The organism is Flavobacterium sp. H122, from assembly GCF_004959765.1.
Taxonomy (GTDB): Bacteria; Bacteroidota; Bacteroidia; order Flavobacteriales; family Flavobacteriaceae; genus Flavobacterium.
Window position 1 is genome coordinate 69,313 of the sequence record NZ_SJZD01000011.1, and the last position, 18,080, is coordinate 87,392.

Annotated in this window: 20 protein-coding genes; 14 read left to right on the forward strand and 6 right to left on the reverse strand. The window is 35.2% G+C overall.

The window, feature by feature from the left end; all coding sequences use genetic code 11:
• Window positions 1–76: 76 nt before the first annotated feature.
• The 9 genes from EZM65_RS14230 (at window position 77) to EZM65_RS14265 (ending at window position 7,989) form a co-directional block, all read left to right on the forward strand.
• Complete coding sequence (locus EZM65_RS14230; protein WP_136669223.1) at window positions 77–856, forward strand: CbbQ/NirQ/NorQ/GpvN family protein; 780 nt, start codon at window positions 77–79, stop codon at window positions 854–856.
• 2 nt (window positions 857–858) lie between these two features.
• Entirely contained in the window at window positions 859–1,227 is a 369-nt protein-coding gene (locus EZM65_RS15765; protein WP_248574878.1) for a hypothetical protein, read from the forward strand.
• Entirely contained in the window at window positions 1,175–2,599 is a 1,425-nt protein-coding gene (locus EZM65_RS14235; RefSeq protein WP_248574879.1) for a nitric oxide reductase activation protein NorD, read from the forward strand. The genes EZM65_RS15765 and EZM65_RS14235 overlap by 53 nt, the downstream gene beginning before the upstream one ends.
• Window positions 2,600–2,628: 29 nt before the next feature.
• Entirely contained in the window at window positions 2,629–3,309 is a 681-nt protein-coding gene (locus tag EZM65_RS14240) for a carbonic anhydrase (RefSeq protein WP_136669224.1), read from the forward strand.
• 3 nt (window positions 3,310–3,312) lie between these two features.
• A complete protein-coding gene (locus tag EZM65_RS14245; protein WP_136669225.1) occupies window positions 3,313–3,891 on the forward strand; it encodes a cytochrome c oxidase subunit 3 in 579 nt (192 codons plus the stop codon).
• A gap of 322 nt (window positions 3,892–4,213) precedes the next feature.
• Window positions 4,214–6,013 carry a hypothetical protein gene (locus EZM65_RS14250; RefSeq protein WP_136669226.1) on the forward strand — a complete coding sequence of 600 codons (1,800 nt, stop codon included), beginning with the start codon at window positions 4,214–4,216 and terminating at the stop codon, window positions 6,011–6,013.
• Entirely contained in the window at window positions 5,994–6,431 is a 438-nt protein-coding gene (locus EZM65_RS14255; protein WP_136669227.1) for an OsmC family protein, read from the forward strand. Before EZM65_RS14250 ends, EZM65_RS14255 begins: the two co-directional genes overlap by 20 nt.
• 10 nt (window positions 6,432–6,441) lie before the next feature.
• Window positions 6,442–7,404, forward strand: a complete 963-nt coding sequence (locus tag EZM65_RS14260) for a DUF438 domain-containing protein (protein ID WP_136669228.1) — start codon at window positions 6,442–6,444, stop codon at window positions 7,402–7,404.
• 81 nt (window positions 7,405–7,485) lie between these two features.
• On the forward strand, window positions 7,486–7,989 hold the full coding sequence (locus EZM65_RS14265) for a cytochrome c family protein (protein WP_136669229.1): 504 nt from the start codon (window positions 7,486–7,488) through the stop codon (window positions 7,987–7,989).
• Between the two features lie 88 nt (window positions 7,990–8,077).
• On the opposite strand, the gene EZM65_RS14270 is transcribed toward EZM65_RS14265, so the two are convergent.
• The 6 genes from EZM65_RS14270 to EZM65_RS14295 form a co-directional block, all read right to left on the reverse strand.
• Window positions 8,078–8,704 carry a Crp/Fnr family transcriptional regulator gene (locus EZM65_RS14270; protein ID WP_136669230.1) on the reverse strand — a complete coding sequence of 209 codons (627 nt, stop codon included), beginning with the start codon at window positions 8,702–8,704 and terminating at the stop codon, window positions 8,078–8,080.
• Window positions 8,705–10,222, reverse strand: coding sequence for an L-aspartate oxidase (gene nadB / locus EZM65_RS14275; protein WP_136669231.1), 1,518 nt, complete (start codon window positions 10,220–10,222; stop codon window positions 8,705–8,707). It lies immediately after the preceding gene.
• A gap of 2 nt (window positions 10,223–10,224) precedes the next feature.
• Window positions 10,225–11,151 carry a quinolinate synthase NadA gene (gene nadA, locus EZM65_RS14280; protein ID WP_136669232.1) on the reverse strand — a complete coding sequence of 309 codons (927 nt, stop codon included), beginning with the start codon at window positions 11,149–11,151 and terminating at the stop codon, window positions 10,225–10,227.
• A gap of 4 nt (window positions 11,152–11,155) precedes the next feature.
• Window positions 11,156–12,475 (reverse strand): cbb3-type cytochrome c oxidase subunit I, encoded by a 1,320-nt coding sequence (locus EZM65_RS14285; RefSeq protein ID WP_136669233.1) that lies wholly within the window; start codon window positions 12,473–12,475, stop codon window positions 11,156–11,158.
• Window positions 12,465–12,770: a cytochrome c gene (locus EZM65_RS14290; RefSeq protein ID WP_169051715.1), complete on the reverse strand. Its 306-nt coding sequence runs from the start codon at window positions 12,768–12,770 to the stop codon at window positions 12,465–12,467. The genes EZM65_RS14285 and EZM65_RS14290 overlap by 11 nt, the downstream gene beginning before the upstream one ends.
• 189 nt (window positions 12,771–12,959) lie before the next feature.
• Window positions 12,960–13,394 (reverse strand): Rrf2 family transcriptional regulator, encoded by a 435-nt coding sequence (locus tag EZM65_RS14295; protein ID WP_136669235.1) that lies wholly within the window; start codon window positions 13,392–13,394, stop codon window positions 12,960–12,962.
• 620 nt (window positions 13,395–14,014) lie between these two features.
• Here EZM65_RS14295 and EZM65_RS14300 point away from each other — a divergent pair.
• From EZM65_RS14300 to EZM65_RS14320, 5 genes are all read left to right on the forward strand, one after another.
• Window positions 14,015–14,623, forward strand: coding sequence for a Crp/Fnr family transcriptional regulator (locus EZM65_RS14300; protein ID WP_136669236.1), 609 nt, complete (start codon window positions 14,015–14,017; stop codon window positions 14,621–14,623).
• A gap of 110 nt (window positions 14,624–14,733) precedes the next feature.
• Window positions 14,734–15,396, forward strand: coding sequence for an NADPH-dependent F420 reductase (locus EZM65_RS14305; RefSeq protein ID WP_136669237.1), 663 nt, complete (start codon window positions 14,734–14,736; stop codon window positions 15,394–15,396).
• 93 nt (window positions 15,397–15,489) lie between these two features.
• Complete coding sequence (locus EZM65_RS14310; protein ID WP_136669238.1) at window positions 15,490–15,951, forward strand: nuclear transport factor 2 family protein; 462 nt, start codon at window positions 15,490–15,492, stop codon at window positions 15,949–15,951.
• Window positions 15,952–16,030: 79 nt separating this feature from the next.
• Complete coding sequence (locus EZM65_RS14315; protein WP_136669239.1) at window positions 16,031–17,500, forward strand: aldehyde dehydrogenase family protein; 1,470 nt, start codon at window positions 16,031–16,033, stop codon at window positions 17,498–17,500.
• Window positions 17,481–18,020, forward strand: a complete 540-nt coding sequence (locus tag EZM65_RS14320) for an antibiotic biosynthesis monooxygenase (protein WP_136669240.1) — start codon at window positions 17,481–17,483, stop codon at window positions 18,018–18,020. Before EZM65_RS14315 ends, EZM65_RS14320 begins: the two co-directional genes overlap by 20 nt.
• Window positions 18,021–18,080: the final 60 nt, after the last annotated feature.

The following is an 18,080-nucleotide window of genomic DNA, read 5'->3' on the forward strand; positions in this document are numbered from 1 at the left end:
TTCTTATTTGCTCATACCTCCATACCCGTCACTATCTTTATAAGAGGTGTAAATTTCCGTTTTATTCTTAAAAATTATGACAACTACAATTCCATATTATTTTGCGGTAGGAAAAGAAGAAGATGTTTTTTCACAGGCTTACCAAAATAAAATTCCGTTACTGCTCAAAGGGCCTACCGGAACCGGTAAATCCAGATTTATAGAATTTATGGTGGTGAAACTTGAAAAAAAATTAATCACCATCAGCTGCCATGAAGAAACTTCATCGACTGATTTAATTGGCAGATATATCATAAAAGGAGCCGAAACGGTTTGGACTGATGGTCCTTTAACCATGGCTGTCAAGGAAGGTTCAATCATTTATTTGGATGAAATTGCCGAAGCCAGGCCCGACGTTATCGTAGCCATACACTCCTTAACCGATCACAGACGTCAATTATACATTGATAAATTAGGAATAACCATCACAGCACATCCTGATTTTATGTTGGTGGCCTCTTTTAATCCGGGTTATCAAAAAGGTTTTAAAGAACTTAAACCATCCACTAAACAGCGTTTTACAGCTATTACTTTTGAACATCCTAAATCGAATCAGGAAATCGAAATTCTGATTCAGGAAACCGGATGCGAACCGGACACTGCCAAAAAATTGACGGCCATTGGAAATAAAATAAGAAACCTGACCGAATTAGGACTGACAGAAACAGTTTCAACAAGATTGCTGGTCAATGCCGCTAAGCTGATTAAAAGTGGATTGCCTAAAAGATTATCCACTCATACAGCCATTATAGAACCATTGACCGATGATTTGCAAACCACCCAGGCTCTGAAAGATTTATGTGATTTAATGATTTGATTATGGACTTAGACGAGATACTTTTTAGTTCGGTAGCTAAATACTTTAAGAACAGAAACAAGCACAAAGTGCTCTCTGATAAAAATGCTGTTTTCTTAAAGGATATAAAATCTCGCATTACTCTTTTAGCAAGAGCCATTACCGGCGAACCTATCGAAATATTCCCTGCAGAAAGGGAAGGAGGTTATAAAAACAACAATTTCTTTTTGTCTGTTCATTTTAATGGATTTGAATCGGGTGATGAAAATTTTGATTTTTATAAGTTCCGGATTCTTTTTTTAAGTATTCAAAAAGAATTAGATATAAACCAACAGGAAAATGTTTTTTTTTTCGGAAGAAGAAAAACAGCAAGTTTTGCAGCTTCTTTTTGAAAAATATCCCAGTACCGAAGATATTTATTATCGGTTGGTCAGTCATTTTTCTAAAAATACAAATCCCAAAAAAGAGCCGGATTTTTCCATGATATATGGAAAACCAATGAAAAATGAACAAAAAACAGCTGGTAATAATATTTTGGAAAACTTTTCGGATTCGGTAAAAACTTCCAATACAGAACAGCCTCAGACCCTTTTAAAGGCAAAAGCGGTTGAGGAAATAAAAACACTCGAAATTGATAAAAAACAGCAGGAAGACTATGTGTTGCTGCATCAATTTGAAAAAGTAGAGACAGCTGAAGAATTCAGTGGTACCTGGAGGGATTTCGATGGTTCTGATGAGTTGGAAGACCATGAAAATGCCATCGAGGATTTGAGCATGAAGTTTACAGTCAGGGTAGATGATACGGCGCATTCGGTATATCAAGCCGATTTTATCGAAAATACTTCGGTTTCAGAAAGTGCCGAAGTTGATACAACCGGTTATCATATCGCTTATGACGAATGGGATTTTTCAAAAAGAACCTACAAAGAAAAGTTTTGTAAAGTATATCCGAAGACTTTGCTCAAAAAAGATACTTCGTATTATGAAAATACCATCAAAAAAAATGCGGCTACTTTAAATGGACTGCGCAAAATACTCACCCATTTAAATAATAAAATGCAGCAGCAAAAACGTCAGCCGCAAGGAAACGAATTTGATATCGACGCACTCACCGATTTGTATGTCGACATCCATTCTAAAAAAAATCCTTCGGACAAAGTATATCTTTCCAACCGGAAGAAAGACAAGGATGTCTCTATTTTATTGCTTCTGGATGTCAGTTTGTCCAGTGACAGTTATGCGGCAGGCAACAGAGTCATTGACGTCGAAAAAGAAGTTTCCATATTGTTTGGAGAAATTTTAAATGAGTTCAATATTGATTTTTCAATCGATAGTTTTTATTCAAAAACACGCAACTTTTCCAGTTATGTAACAATCAAGGAATTTGATGAAAACTGGGATAGTGCCAAGTATAAAGTCGGTGCGATAGAACCTTCCGGATATACACGCATAGGCGCCGCACTGCGTCATGCCGGTGCAAGACTGGAACAGCGGGATTCTAAAAACAAATGGATTATCCTTATTTCTGATGGTAAACCTAACGATTATGATAAATACGAAGGCAGATACGGTATAAACGACACCCGTCAGGCTTTAAGGGAGTTGAATCAAAAAAACATCAATTCGTATGCCTTGGCAATTGAAGCGCAGGCCAAATACTATTTACCGCAGATGTTTGGTCAGAATCATTACCAAATATTGACAAATCCGGTAGAATTACTAACGGCATTGGTTAAATTATATGATAAAATCAAAAAACAATAATACTGTACTAAATAAAATCATCAGAAATCATGAAGACCTATTTGTTTAAACTATTATTTTTTAAAGGATTGTTTGCTAAAGGGTTTGTAATTAAAATCCTGGCTTTAAAAACCGCTTTCCTTGTTTTGGGCTGTTATTCCAAAAAGCAACACGTAAAAATGGATTCTCCTGAAGCTGTAAAAAAGGAACTTATGGCAGGTAACGAAAGATTTCTGTCCGGTAATTTTATAAATACGGATTATAAAAACGATATTCTTCATAATAAATCGGCACAACATCCTTACGCATTGGTATTGGGTTGTATGGATTCGAGAGTGCCTCCCGAAATTATTTTTGATCAGGGTCTGGGGAAAATTTTCGTAGAGAGAGTGGCAGGTAATTTAGAAGATGACAATATAATAGGCAGTATTGAATATGCAGTGAAATTCAAAAAAATCAAACTGATTGTTGTCTTGGGGCATACTAACTGCGGTGCTATACAAGGTACATTGGACAAAGTCGAGCTAGGCAATTTAACCCAGCTTACAGGGCAGATCAAGGAATCATTTACAAATAATGAAGCCCAGCATCATGTTGCTTTAAATATCAATAAAACCATTAAAGACATTTTGGATAAAAGTCCTGAAATCAGGAAACAGGCTTATGATGATCAAATAGATTTAGTAGGTGCTTTTTATGAAGTTGAAACGGGGCTGGTAAAATTTTTATAAATCATGAAAACACAGGAAATAGATTATAAAAGCATATACTATCCGCCGGGAGGAATCCTGATGTGGATTATCATTTTTATTGAAGTCATTACTTTTTGTATGGCACTTTTTGCCGCATTGATTGATGCTAAAGCCACCCCGGAGTTATACCACAGCTCTAGTTTAAAATTAGATTTGACTTTGGGAACCTTAAATACGTTTATTTTACTGATTAGCGGCTATTTTGTGGCTCAGGGACTGCATTTTTTTAAAAAAGAATCCTATTCATCAGCTGGCAGGCAGTTTAATCTGGGGGTTTTCCTCGGAATCCTTTTCATAGTTGTAAAATCGATTGAATATTATAATAAATTGAGTTCCGGATATGGCTTAGGAACCAATAATTTCTTCTCTTTTTATTGGCTCTTGACAGGTTTTCATTTAATCCATGTAATTATCGGCATCCTGATTATACTGCTGCTGAAAAAGAATCTATCGGCTAAAAAAATAGAAGATGTAGAGGCGGGAACCACTTTTTGGCACATGTGTGATTTAATATGGCTGTTGCTTTTTCCTATTTTATATTTATACTTCAGAATCGTATGAACAAGTCATTAATTAATATTATTGTCATTTTAATTCTGGTCTCAATAATGGCCTTTTTAATAAGTCTCTTATCGATCAGTGCAACCAGTAAAATTTTACTCATTTTAAGCATTTTTGGAATCAAATTTTTGTTGGTGGCCTTCCATTTCATGGAGCTGAAAAATGCCAATGCCTTTTGGAAATCCAATATTATAGTTGTGGTTGTTATATTTTTTATTTCGGGTTTATTTTTAAAATAAGCAGAATGTGATTTTAATCATATTCTGTTTGAAAGTTATTTGGTCAATTTGTTACGTCCAAACAATGAACTAATTAAAATACGATGCATACATTTCATATTCCCGTAATGGGATTAGCTTTTACCATTGACAGCCCTATCAGGGTTGCCCACTATGGTATAGATTCTGTCATTTCCATTATGGATGATGATTTAATTGAAAAGATGACGGCTTACTATGCTGCGAAATTCAAACAGCCTTATGAAGAAATTACTCAGAAAATAGAAGACTTCAGAGCCAGACGAATCACCGGTTATTTAAATTTAGCCGATAAAATAGTTACTCAAAAATTTGAAAATTTCAAACAGGAACTCCTTCAAAAAAGAGCTTCATTGGAATCATTTATTGCAATGCTTCCCAATGGTTCCCAATTGAAAAATAATTTGGAGCAACTCATTACATCCGGTAAGACCAATATTAACGAAGTAAAAAGCGTTTTGGAACAATTTTTTAAACCGGGCAGTATTGATGTAAATATTATGACCAAAGTCGATAAAGACAATTTTGATAATCAGGAACAATTGCCAATCTTCTATAATGACGCACATGCCGCCTTGAGAGGTTTTGCAAACAGTACTGTAAATTCTTCAGTGGTTTTTTCGGCGGGTATGAATCCCAGATTATACAGCTACCTGGAATCTTTTGATGGATTTTATCCTGCTCCTGACGGTCAATTCCATAAAAAAATCATTTTAAAAGTAAGTGATTTTCGTTCGGCAATAATTCAGGGCAATTTTTTAGCCAAAAAAGGACTTTGGGTTTCAGAATACAGAATTGAATCGGGTTTAAACTGTGGCGGTCATGCTTTTGCTACCGAAGGTTTGTTGCTGGGTCCTATACTGGAGGAGTTCAAGGCCAAAAAAAACGAACTGGTTGATTCGGCTTTTTCATTATTCACACAAGCGTTGACTTCCAAAAATAAATTTGTGCCTGAAAAACCTCCTTTGCTGAAAATAACTGTACAGGGTGGTGTTGGGACAGCCGAAGAACATCAGTTTTTACTGGATCATTATCAGGTTGACAGTGTAGGGTGGGGGTCTCCTTTTCTATTAGTCCCTGAAGCAACTTCTGTAGATGCGGAAACTAGAAAATTATTAGCTGACTGTAAGGAAAGCGACCTTTATCTGAGTAATATTTCACCATTGGGAGTACCCTTCAATACTGTCAAAGGCATGACCAATGATATTTTTAAAAATGCACGGATTGCCGCAGGTAAAGCAGGAAGCTCCTGTCCTAAAAAATATCTGGCGTTAAGCAAGGAATACGATAAAGAAGGAAGTTGTACCGCCTCTAAAAAATATCAGGATAAAAAAATAACCGAATTGCAAAACAGGAAGCATGAACTTCCGGAATCGGTTTTTGCAAAAGAAATGAAAGCCATAACCGAAAAAGCCTGTCTGTGTGTAGGCTTAGCCAATCCGAGCCATTTAGAATTAAATTTCCCTGTTAAAGGACAGGCACAAGGAGTTGTGGTATGTCCCGGTCCCAATATGGCCTATTTTTCAAAAGAAGTTTCTTTAAAAGAAATGGTTCAGCACATATACGGCAGCAAAAGCATTGAGATACACGGGGACCGCCCCAATTTTTTTATCAAAGAACTGCAACTGTATATCGATTATTTGAAAAATCAAATAGAAGAAGTACTTGAGGTACAGCCTGCTCAAATAAAAAAATGGGAAACCTTTAAAAACAATTTATCTCATGGAATCGATTATTATAAAAACCTGTTTGAGCAGTATTACTGGGTAAACAAGGAGAAAGTAATCCATGATTTGGAAAATCTCAAAATACAATTATTCAAGATCGAATTAAACCTATATGCATATGGAGAAACATCAGTATAATTTAGATTTAGAGTGGACGGGAGACAGAAAAGGAACGCTTTCCTCACCCGATTTTCAATTAAAGGTTGAAGTGGCCACTCCACCGGAATTTGACAAAGGAATGGCTGGATTCTGGTCGCCGGAGCATTTGTTTACGGCAGCCGTGCAAAGTTGTTTCATGACTACTTTTTTGGCTATCGCCGAATATTCAAAACTGGAATTCAAAAAAATCAACTGTGCGGCGACCGGGATACTTGAAAAAGTGGACGGCAGATTTTTAATGACTGAAATTGTTTTGAAACCTGTTATCGTGATTTCAAATGAAGAAGAGAAAAGTAAAACCGAAAGAATTATCTCCAAATCAGAAACAGCCTGCCTGATTTCCAATTCCATCACGTCTAAAGTGATATTGCAACCCGAAATTATTATTTCAAAATAACGGTCTTAAAATGAATACAGACACGAAAAGCAGTCCTGTGGTTGAAGGACATCCGGTTTATACGTATTTTCAAGAAGTTGATTTGATAGTTTCGTTATTAAAGGAATTAAGTGCAACCCATCCGCAGGAGGAAACGCAAAAATGGTTCAATATTTTTAACGAACTATCAACGATTGAAAAACGTTTTCTTCGAAAAGAAAACCAGCTTTTTCCTTATCTGGAAAAAAAAGGCTGGAACGGTCCTTCAAAAGGGATGTGGTCATTTCATGATACAATGCGCGAACAAATGCGTTTGTTGAGAAAGCATTATTCAGATAATAATTATGAACGCTTAAAGGCCGATACGCCTTATTTAATCGATAATATTTACAGATTAATTGAAGTGGAGGAAACTGTTTTGTTTCCCAATGCTTTACAGCTTTTGGAAGATAAGGATTGGATTGAAATGAGTAATGGAGAGGAAGAAATTGGCTGGATGCTTAAAAACCCGCCCATCCCTTATATTACAAATGAAACAGACGCCAATGATTTTGAAGCAAAAGAAGAAAGTCTGTTTGCCAATGAAGGTTTTAAATTGAACGAAGGGTATATGACTCTTGAGCAGTTAAATCTGCTTTTTAAAACCATACCGCTCGATTTGACTTATGTGGACGAAAATGATAGAGTTATTTTTTACAATCGGGGAGAGGAGCGTGTGTTTCCCAGAAGTGCAGGTATTATAGGAAGAGAAGTTAAATTTTGTCATCCACCTAAAAGTGTGGGGACTGTATTGGAAATTCTGGATAAATTCAGAAAAGGCGAGCAAAACGAAGCTTCATTTTGGATAAACTATAAAGGACAGTTAATCTACATCCGTTACTTTGCCGTAAGGGATGAAAAATTAAACTATAAAGGAGTGATTGAAATGTCTCAGGATATTACTGATATCAAAGCAATTTCAGGTGAAAGAAGGTTGCTGGATTGGTCTAATTAAATTTTTGATTTGTGATTTTGGTCATAAAACTGTTACTATGTAAATCCGAAATTTGAATAAAATTGAAATCTTTATAAAAACATGAAAAAAGTATGTTTACTTGCTTTAACAATTAGTTTAGCAATAGCTTGCGGGAAAAAAGAAAGTGGCAATGAGGACTTTTCAAAAGCAGCAGCAGAGCCTGTCGTATCAGAAGGAGAACCTGTTGCAGAGGGTGATGCGGCAGCCTCAGGAAACTATGATGCAACCAAAGGAGAGGGAAGTTATGACAAAGTGGATTTAGGAGCTTCCTTAGACCCGAAAATGGCTTCAGAAGGTGAAAAAGTTTATGGACTTAAATGCAATTCCTGCCACAAACTGACTGATGAAAAATTGGTTGGACCAGGTTGGAAAGGTGTCACTGAAAGAAGAACTCCGGAATGGATTATGAATTTCATCACAAATCCTGATCCTATGATTGACAAGGATCCTGAATTGAAAAAACAATTGGAAATTTGTATGGTTCGTATGCCCAATCAAAATCTTGCTGAAAGTGATGCCCGAAACCTTTTGGAATACATGCGTAAAAATGATGGTGTTAAATAATTAACGAATTTCTTTTCATATTACTTTTTAGAATTAATTATTGAATAAAGCGGGACTTGTCCCTCTTTATTTTTTAAAAACACATTAATCAGAAATAAATTTTATGATCAATAATATCTATCACTTTCTCATTTTTTAGTTTAGAACAAATCCTTATTACCGTTTCTACCCTTAATCCGGTAAAATTGGCTATTTCCTGGCGTGTGTAGGAAATTAAAACCCTTTCTTTGGTTTTGCTTCCTTTTTGGGCGTTTAAAAACGAAATGATTTTCTGTTTTGTGTTTTGATTGATAATATCTTTAGAAGATTTGGCTTTGCCGATTATTCTTTTTGATAAAATCTTTAGAAAAATCATTTGGAAATTTGGATTTTCTTTAAGTAAATGAAAAAAGTGATCTCTCGAAAGTTTAAGTAAAACCGAGTCTTTAATGCAGGCTGCTGTAGTAGGATATTTTTCATTGATAAGCAATGGAGGTTCTCCAAAACTCTGTCCTGTTGTAAAATATCCCTGAATGAATTCTTTTCCCTCTTCATTACGGTTAAACATACGTACACTGCCTTCTACTATGATGTAAAAGAAACCTGCCCAGTCATCTTCATTGAATATGATTTCATTTTTTTTGTATAGTTTTTGAACAGCACCATAGTTTATAAATAAATCGTAATAATCCAGCAATGTTGAGGTTTCTGTTTTTGTATTGATTGCAATCATCATTTAAATTTTTAAAAAGCCACCACAGTTTTTGGCTCTTTTTATTGAAGCTTTTGTGATTAAAATTGCCACATCCAGCATGTTTCTAATTTCACAAAGTGTGGAGGAGATTGTATTTTGTTGAAATTTTTGTTCGATTTCCTTTTTCCAGACTTTAAACTGCTGCAGTGTCTGCTTCAATTCTTCATTATTTCTAACGATTCCTACTTTTTCACGCATGCAAAGCTGTATTTCAGTCTCCAAGTCATTTGTATAATTGTCAGACAAGTCACATTGTTCCAATGGGTTCAAATCGGCTGCGGTAATGGTTTGTGTTAGTTTGTTGACAGATGATTTAGTGATCTGTTTGTAAATCCTGTCGGAAAAAACCAGTGCCTCCAGCAGTGAATTGGATGCCAGACGGTTGGCGCCATGCAAACCTGTCCGGGAACATTCACCACACGCATACAAATGATCTATTGAGGTTTTTCCATTGCTGTCGACATCAATACCGCCACATAAGTAATGCTGGACAGGAATGACCGGAATCCAGTCAGATTCTATATTTACGTCGTTTTTTATACAATATTCAAAAATCATTGGAAAATGATGGATGAATTCTTCTTTGTCAAGATGCGTGCAATCTAAATAGACACAATTTTCTTCCGTTGATTTAAGCTCGTTATAAATGGCCTGTGACACGATATCACGTGATGCCAGTTCACCTCTTTGATCAGCTTTAAATAAGAAACGTTCTCCTTTTTTGTTCTTCAAATAAGCGCCAAAACCTCTGACCGCTTCAGAAATTAAAAAAGTTTCGTTGCTGTCCGGGTTATAAAAAGCTGTGGGGTGAAATTGGATAAATTCCATGTCTTTGGTTTTTGCATTGGCTCTGTGTGCCATAGCAATACCGTCGCCTGTAGAAATTTCAGGATTGGTGGTAAGACCATATATTTTACCAATGCCACCTGTTGCAAGAACAGTATAACCTGCCCTAAGAGTCAGTATTTGTCCGGTTCTTTCATTAAGTACATAGCATCCGTAGCATCTGTTTTCGGAGGTTAATAAATCAATGGCAAAATGATAATCTAATAGTTCTATGTTTTTTTGTTTTCCAATTTGCTTAATTAAAGCTTCTTCGATTTCTTTTCCTGTTTGGTCTTTGCGATGCAGGATTCTGTTGGCCGAATGTCCTCCTTCTTTTCCTAGATTATATTTTCCATTGTCGTTTTTGTCAAAAGAAGCGCCCCATTTCAACAGTTCGTTAAACCGCTGCGGGCCTTCTTTTACGACCATTTCCACAATATTGGGATCACAAAGACCGTCGCCGGCTTTTATGGTGTCTTTAATATGTTTTTCGAAAGAATCATTTAAATGATCCATTACAATTGCAACACCTCCCTGAGCATATTTAGTGTTGGACTCTGCATCTTCCGATTTTGTGATGATTACCACTTTTCTCTCGGGATAATGCTGTGCAATTTTTAAGGAAAATGTCAGACCTGCAATTCCCGACCCAATAATTAAATAATCTGTTTTCATAATTAAGATAATTCCAGCATTCTTTTAATAGGAATCAAGGCACGTTCAATGACAGTACTGTCAACCATTACTTCGGGAGATTCCTGCAACAGGCAGTCATATACTTTTTGTAAAGTATTTACTTTCATGAAGGCACATTCGCTGCAGGCACATGTATTATCTTCATGTGAAGGAGCCGGAATTAAAATTTTATCAGGAACATTTTCCTGCATTTTGTATAAAATACCTGCTTCGGTGGCCACAATAAACTTATGGGAAGGTCTTTTAGCCACATAATCAATCATTCCCGCCGTAGAGCCTACATAGCTGGCTACTTTCAGGATATGTGATTCCGATTCGGGATGGGCAATTATTTCAGCCTCCGGGTGTTCTTTATGAAGGGCAATTAATTTATCGAATGAAAAAGCCTCATGTACTACACAGCTGCCGTCCCATAACAAGAGTTTTCTGCCTGTCTGCTCCATAATGTATTTTCCTAAATTTTTATCGGGAGCAAAAATAATCGGTCTGTCTTCGGGTATCGACTTAACTATTTTTAGGGCGTTGGAGGAAGTACAAACAATATCCGTCAATGCTTTTACTTCTGCAGAACAATTGACATAGGTGACAACAATATGATCCGGATGATTGAATACAAATTTTCCGAATTTTTCGGCAGAGCAGGAGTCAGCCAGTGAGCATCCGGCATTTAAATCGGGAACAATTACCTTTTTATCCGGATTTAATATTTTAGCTGTTTCGGCCATAAAATGGACCCCTGCAAATAAAATTACAGGATTGTCCGCCTTTGCGGCTACTTGTGATAAACCCAAGCTGTCACCTACATAGTCGGCAATTTCCTGAATTTCTTTATCCTGATAATAATGTGCCAGAATTATAGCGTTCTTTTCTTTTTTGAGCTCAATTATTTTGTCTTTTAATGCTTTCATTTTTTTAATATTGGGTTATTAAAATCCTTTTCATTTTTTTCAACAGTGGTAAAGCAATACATAATATTCCGGTAAAAATGCCTAGTCCTGACAATACAAAGAAGGCATACACCCATCGCAAATTGTAATGAATAACCGAAATACTATCTATTTTAAGGTAATAAAGACAATACGATTTATAGGCGCCGGCAATCAACAAAGCCAGCAAAAAAGTAATCAGACTGCTGTTTAAAATTTTATATCCAAGGTATTTCGAATCCAAATCGGTTGTCATCTCCCAATCATTCAGGATATAAATCACAGATGCCAGTAAAATAGAAGTATTTATGCCAATTGTTGTTCCCATTGAATGGGCAACGGTTATATGTGTGCCGTGGGTGAAATAATTTACTGCAGGAATTGATATCAGCAAGGCAAGAATAATATTGATAAACACCCAAATATCGGTCATAATTAAAAATTTATAAGAAAGAAAATGGTTCTGAATCAATGTTTTCGGCATCGATTTCTTCCATTCATAAATCATATGGAATAGGATAATCCATTCTGTCATGCTGATGGCATAGGCCGAGTACCGGATCCAGGACTCGGTAGGGACAATGTAAATGTGGTGTGCCCAGCCAAACATTAAATTGGTCAATCCTAAAAAATAAAAGAAAAAGGATTTTCTGTTCCTGCCTATGGAATCATCCTGTTTTATTTTAGACATTAAATAAATAGCTGTGCCATACACAAGCATGTTCCAGGAACCTACAAACGAACCGCCTGCTTTCCATTGCATGGCAAGTGATTTAATATAATCGGTGCTGAAACTGTGCAGCAGCCACAAGTAGGCTTCGCACAAATGATAAATCATAAAGACGATACCGGTTCCCCACATCCAGTAATACACAGGCCAGTTTTTAATTTTACCCGCCAAAGTCCTGTAATAATTGATGCCAAACAATACCCAGCCCAATAGAATGGGGATAATTAAAAAAGGAGGAAATTCCAAATACTCTTTGCCTCCAAAGTCACCTTTAAAGTAGAATAGTACAATACAGATTCCAATAATGAAAAATAAAGCAAAATGAATGTAACTTAATTTTACGGAATACAAAGTGGATATTTTCGAAAGGTAAAAATAAACCCCGCCTGTTGCCGATAAAATTATCCAGGCTATTACGCTGGTCGTATGCAGTGGACGTAAGTGGGAAAAAGGTAATATCTCTTTTAAAAAATCGGGTAATATGTATTGGAGTCCTGACAAAACACCAAAAAATATACCAGCCAGTAAAGAAAGCATACCCAGGGATAAAAACAAAAGCGGTACTTTATTTTTCATTTTCAGTCGTTATTTCCACCCATCCGTCGGGCTTCATGTTAGCATTATAATTAGGATATTGCCCTGTTTTATCCACTTCTTTTAAAAAAGACAATAAAGCGTCTGTTTCTTGTTTTGAAAAATGGAATACAGGCATCGTTTTTACACCGCTTTTCAGCATTGCTCTGATGTAGCCGGGTCCTTTATTCGGATTAGAATAGATGTTTGTCAAATCAGGCCCCAGATAGCCGCCCAGACCATAAAGCTGATGGCAGTTAAAACAGTTGTTTTTTTGCCATAGCTGCTGTCCTGACATTGCTTTGGCGGATAGTGTCAGTTTGGGAGGTGAACTGTAAAGGGTATAATTATAAATTGAAAAAATTATAATTAAACTACTGATACATAAAAAATAAATATAAGTGTTTTGCTTCATTAGATTTTATTAACAAGACAAAAATATCTTATTAAAAAATAATGAATTATGACATTTATCAGTATGATAAAATTAATAACGTAAAAAAGTGTTTCCTTCTTTAATTCCGGAAGCCAGTTCTTCTAAGGTAGTATTTTCAAACATTTCTATCAAACTGGCTTTAATGTCTTTGAATTTCTCATGAACAGGGCATGGATGCTCTTCTGAACAATTTTTAAGTCCCAAACCACAGCCTGTAATAATTGAACCGCATTCCAGGGCTTCAATTATTTCAATAAACTTAATTTTTTTTAAGTTTTCCTTTTCGATATAAAAACCGCCACCGGAACCTTTAGAAGAGCTTACAATGTTTTTTCGAGCTAACTTTTGCAAAATTTTAGCTGTAAATGCCATAGGAGAATCAATTTCTTCAGCAATTTCTTTCTGACTGGTTTTTTTATATTTTGCTGATTCTGAAGCTATAAAAATTGTTGCTCTTAATCCGTATTCACAAGTTTTAGAAAACATACATTTATATTTTATTTCAAAAGTATTTATAAATTAAGAAATAAAAGCGGTTAATTAACATTATGTTGTGTTACTAATCTGTTCATGTAATTTAAAAAAGAATTGAAACTGTCAAAGTAAACTTTTTCATTCCGGCTAAACGATAACCGTAAAACAAAAAACCCTTCAAATTTTGAATTTGAAGGGTTTTAAAACCATTAGCCTTTAGCTCGCGGAGAAAGAGGGATTCGAACATCCTAACTAACTCTTTTATTGATAAGGGTTCCAGGGAACATAAAAAACAAAGGACTCCTGTACTACAAAAGCTTCAAATCTTATGTAGCTAGGATAGTTATAATTGATAATTTGACCAAATAAATTGTTCTGAATCAGACTCAAAAATGAACAGGTTTAAAATGATTTTATATATAAAAATATGTATTCTTAATCTTTTTTGAGATTTTTTTTAAGAAGTATTATAGCTGTTTTAAAATGGAAAATGGATTACTCCCAACACTTAAATCGCTGACCCAAAGTCTAAGACTTAGATAAAATCAATATTTCGTTTGAAAAAGCATAAATTTGTAATCAGTAAGCAATTTTGTAAGATAATTTACAAAATTAATTTTAACGATTGCCAAATGAATGAAATAGCACCTTTAGCCTCTGTTGAACCTTTGCTTGATTACCTTTCAAGTAAATCTTATGTGTTAAACGACAAAGAAAAAGCGTTGATTCAGGAAAAGTTTCATCCACGCCTGTATAGAAAACGACAATATATTCTACAGGAAGGAGATATTTGCACACAATTTAATTTTGTAGTAAGAGGTTGTCTGAGAACCTATAGTGTTGATAAAAAAGGAAATATTCATGTTTTACAATTTGGAATTGAAAATTATTGGATAAATGATCTTGGCAGTTTTCATGGAGTAAAACCATCTACTCTGAATATTGATGCACTGGAAGACACTGTTGTTTTACAAATAAGTAGGAAAGATTTAATATCATTATATCAGCAATCAGCTATATTTGAACGTATTTTTAGAGTATTAATAGAGAATGGCTTTGTTAATTTACAAGGGCGATTACTGCAAAATTTCAGTTTAACAGCAGAAGAGCGTTATGAATCTTTTTTAAATCAATATCCTCAATTGATTAACCGGATATCGCAGGTACAGATTGCTGCTTTCCTTGGAGTAACTCCTGAATTTTTAAGTCGATTGCGAAATTTACGTAGCAAGGCTTCCTAAAATACTTAATCTACATCAAGACTATTTCTTAAACTATATCATTGGATTATCTCTATCCAATGTCGGACATTGTATCCCTAAATTATAGTTAATATTAAAAAGAAATAGTTATGATACAAAAATCAAAAGTGGCAGTTATCGGTTTGGGAAATATCGGAGCTACAGTTGCCACAAATCTTGTAAAAGGAAATCGTTCCGTTATTGTTGCGGACAAAACAATTGAAAAAGCAAACGAGCTTTCTCAAAAGTTAGGTAGTTTAGCAAAGCCGGCAACTATTTCTAATGCAATCAAACAAGCAGACATTGTTATACTAGCGATTTGGTTTGATTCTATCAAAGAAGTTTTAAAAACGTATGCAAGTGAACTACAAGGTAAAATTATTGTAGATCCTTCAAATCCAATCGCTCCTGACGAAAAAGGAGGTTTTAAAAAAATAATCGGTGCAGACGAATCATCAGGACAAATACTTTCTACATTATTGCCTAATGATGTGAAATTAGCAAAAGCACTAGGGACATTAGGAGCAGCATCACTATCAAATGCTTCTTTCCAAACTCCAGACAAAGCAGTTGAGTTTTATGCAACCGATGATAATAGCATAAATGCAGAAATCGAAGACTTAATTCGTGATAATGGTTTTGACCCATTACGAGTAGGTGGTCTTAATCAATCTATACGTATCGAAGTATTTGGTGACCTGCATGAGTTTGGAGCTTTAGGTAAAACGGTTACTCTCGCTGAAGCAAAGAATAAAATTAATACTATTTCATAAGTACAATTATTAAGTTTTATAGTATGCTTAGAAAGTCAAGCATTCTCACAAACTTCAGTAACTGAAAAAGAAAAACAACTTAAAAACAAAACCATGAAAACTCCAAAAGAAATTATTGAACTTTTTTTAGCCAACACAACTAATCCTGATGTTATAAGTTCACTTGTTGATTCGAATGCTACTTATATTTCATTAAATTTCGATAACCCAGAATTGCAGAAAATTCTTCCTTGGACAGGAACTCATCATGAAGGAGCAAAAGCTTTTATTGATACTTTCTCCGGCGTAAATGAATTTTGGACCATTCAGGCTTTTGAAGTACAGGATATATTTTCTGAAGATGAAAAAGTAGCAGTGTTTGGTTCTTTTACTTATACATCGAGAACACTTAACAAACAAGTGACTTCACCTTTCTCCATACTTGCCAAAGTCAAAGACGAAAAAATTTATCATTTCATGTTCATGGAAGATACACTTGCCACAGCAGGTAGTTTCAGAATTACTCCGGCAGGAAAATTTCACAGTGATCCAAAAGGCAAGGAATTTAATTTATAATAGAAAAAAGAAATACAATAGCAGAAAAGTAGGTTAAACTTTTAAAGGAAACTATAGTTAAAAAGCAAATTATCAATTTATGAAAAATAAAATAGCATTGAATTTTATTAACAACGAATGGGTTGATAATAAAAATTATAAAGACAGTTTCAGTCCTGCTACAGGAGAAGTTATCGGGCAATATGCAGACGGTGGCAAAGACGAAGCAATAGCTGCAGTTGCTGTTGCAAAAGAAACGTTTAAAAAATCTGACTGGAGAACAAACCGCCACTTACGCTATAAAGTTCTAAATCAGTTGGCAGACCAGTTTGAAGCCTATCAAGAAAGATTAGTGGATGCCTTAATGCTAGAAAATGGGAAAATAAAAATGGAAGCAGAATTTGAATTCAGTCTCGTTGCTCCTAAATTTAGATATTATGCTGCATTGACATTAAGTGAGAACGGACGCGCTTTGGAAACAAAGCCAGGATCTTTTAGTATGGTCTTGGCAGAGCCTTTAGGTGTAGCGGGAATTATTGCACCATGGAATTCTCCAATTATACTAATGGTTCGTTCATTAGCACCTGCACTTGCAGCCGGTTGTACTACAGTAATTAAGATGCCTGCCCAAACTGCACAGGTAAATGCATTAATCAGTGAAGTTTTTGAATCAGTTAAGGATATTCCTAAAGGTGTATTAAACTTGTTTACTGAATCGGGTAGCGATGGCGCAGCATTTTTGGTTGAATCACCCGATGTGCCAACAATTAGTTATACAGGAAGTACAAGAACTGGACAAATTTTGATGCGTAATGGTGCGCTTCAATTGAAACGATTTGGTTTTGAGTTGGGTGGTAAAACGCCTATGCTTGTTTTCGACGATGCAAACTTAGATATAACATTACCTACTCTTGAAAAAGCAATTACTGTTTTTGCGGGACAATTTTGTATGACTGGAAGCCGTATATTGGTACAAAGAGGAATAGCTGACAAAGTTAAAGCAGGTTTAGCAGAAAGATTGAAAAAGGTTAAGGTTGGTCCGGCATCAGACCCTACAAGTGATATGGGGCCAATGATTGATAAAGCAAATGTAGAACGCGTTGACAAAACAGTCGAAGAGGCAATAACTGAAGGTGCAAAAGTGTTGGTTCGAGGCGGAAAACTTTCAGAAGGTAAGTTAGCTGATGGAGCATTTTATGCCCCTACTTTATTAGAAGTTTCTGATAACTCAATGAAAATTATACAGGAAGAAACGTTTGGTCCGGTAGCAACTATTCAGGTATTTGATACACCTGAAGAAGCTATCACACTGGCAAACGACAGTATATATGGTTTAGCAGCATCTATATGGTCACAAAATGTCGATTTACCTCTTCGTGTTATCAGAGAGTTGGAGGCCGGCACTGTATGGATTAATAATTGGGCACAGGTAAATGATGAGTTTGAGGAAGGCGGATATAAATTAAGCGGGTTAGGAAGATTAAACGGTTTATCAGCAATGCATGACTTTGTTGAATACAAACATATTTTTCATAATTCTGGTATATTAAATGGAGATGCAACAAATTGATGGAGATGGAGTTCTACTAGTACGATATAAAGTAGCTCCTGATAGTGTGAAGGATTTTCAAATATGGAAGGCTAAGACTGATGAAGTTATGAAAACTTTTAAAGGCTTTATTGCTATTACATTACTGAATCCCGAAAAGGATAGTGACTATTATTATGTTATAATTCGTTTCAATAGCTCTGAAAACGCAAGGGTTTGGTTAAATTCTGATGCAAGAAAGAATCTACTGAAAGATCCACACGCTACATGGTTGAGTGATAAACAGGAAGTAATCCAAGACTGGGACAAATTTTGGTATAATACTTTTTCAGAAGTAAAAAAATGGAAACAGTGGGTAGTTACATTTATTGCTGTTTATCCGCTTACAATTGTTGTGCCTAGGTTTGTAAAAACAATTTCAGCAGTAATTTCTCTTTCTTTTTTTGAAGGAATTATAAATGCACTTTTAATTTCAGGTCTAATGATTTTTTTAGTTATGCCGCTAGTACTGTCTTTTTTTAAAAAATGGCTTCGTACATAAACATAATTAGATTAAGAAATAATAATTTTTAAAAAAGTAATCTATTAAAATATTGAGACA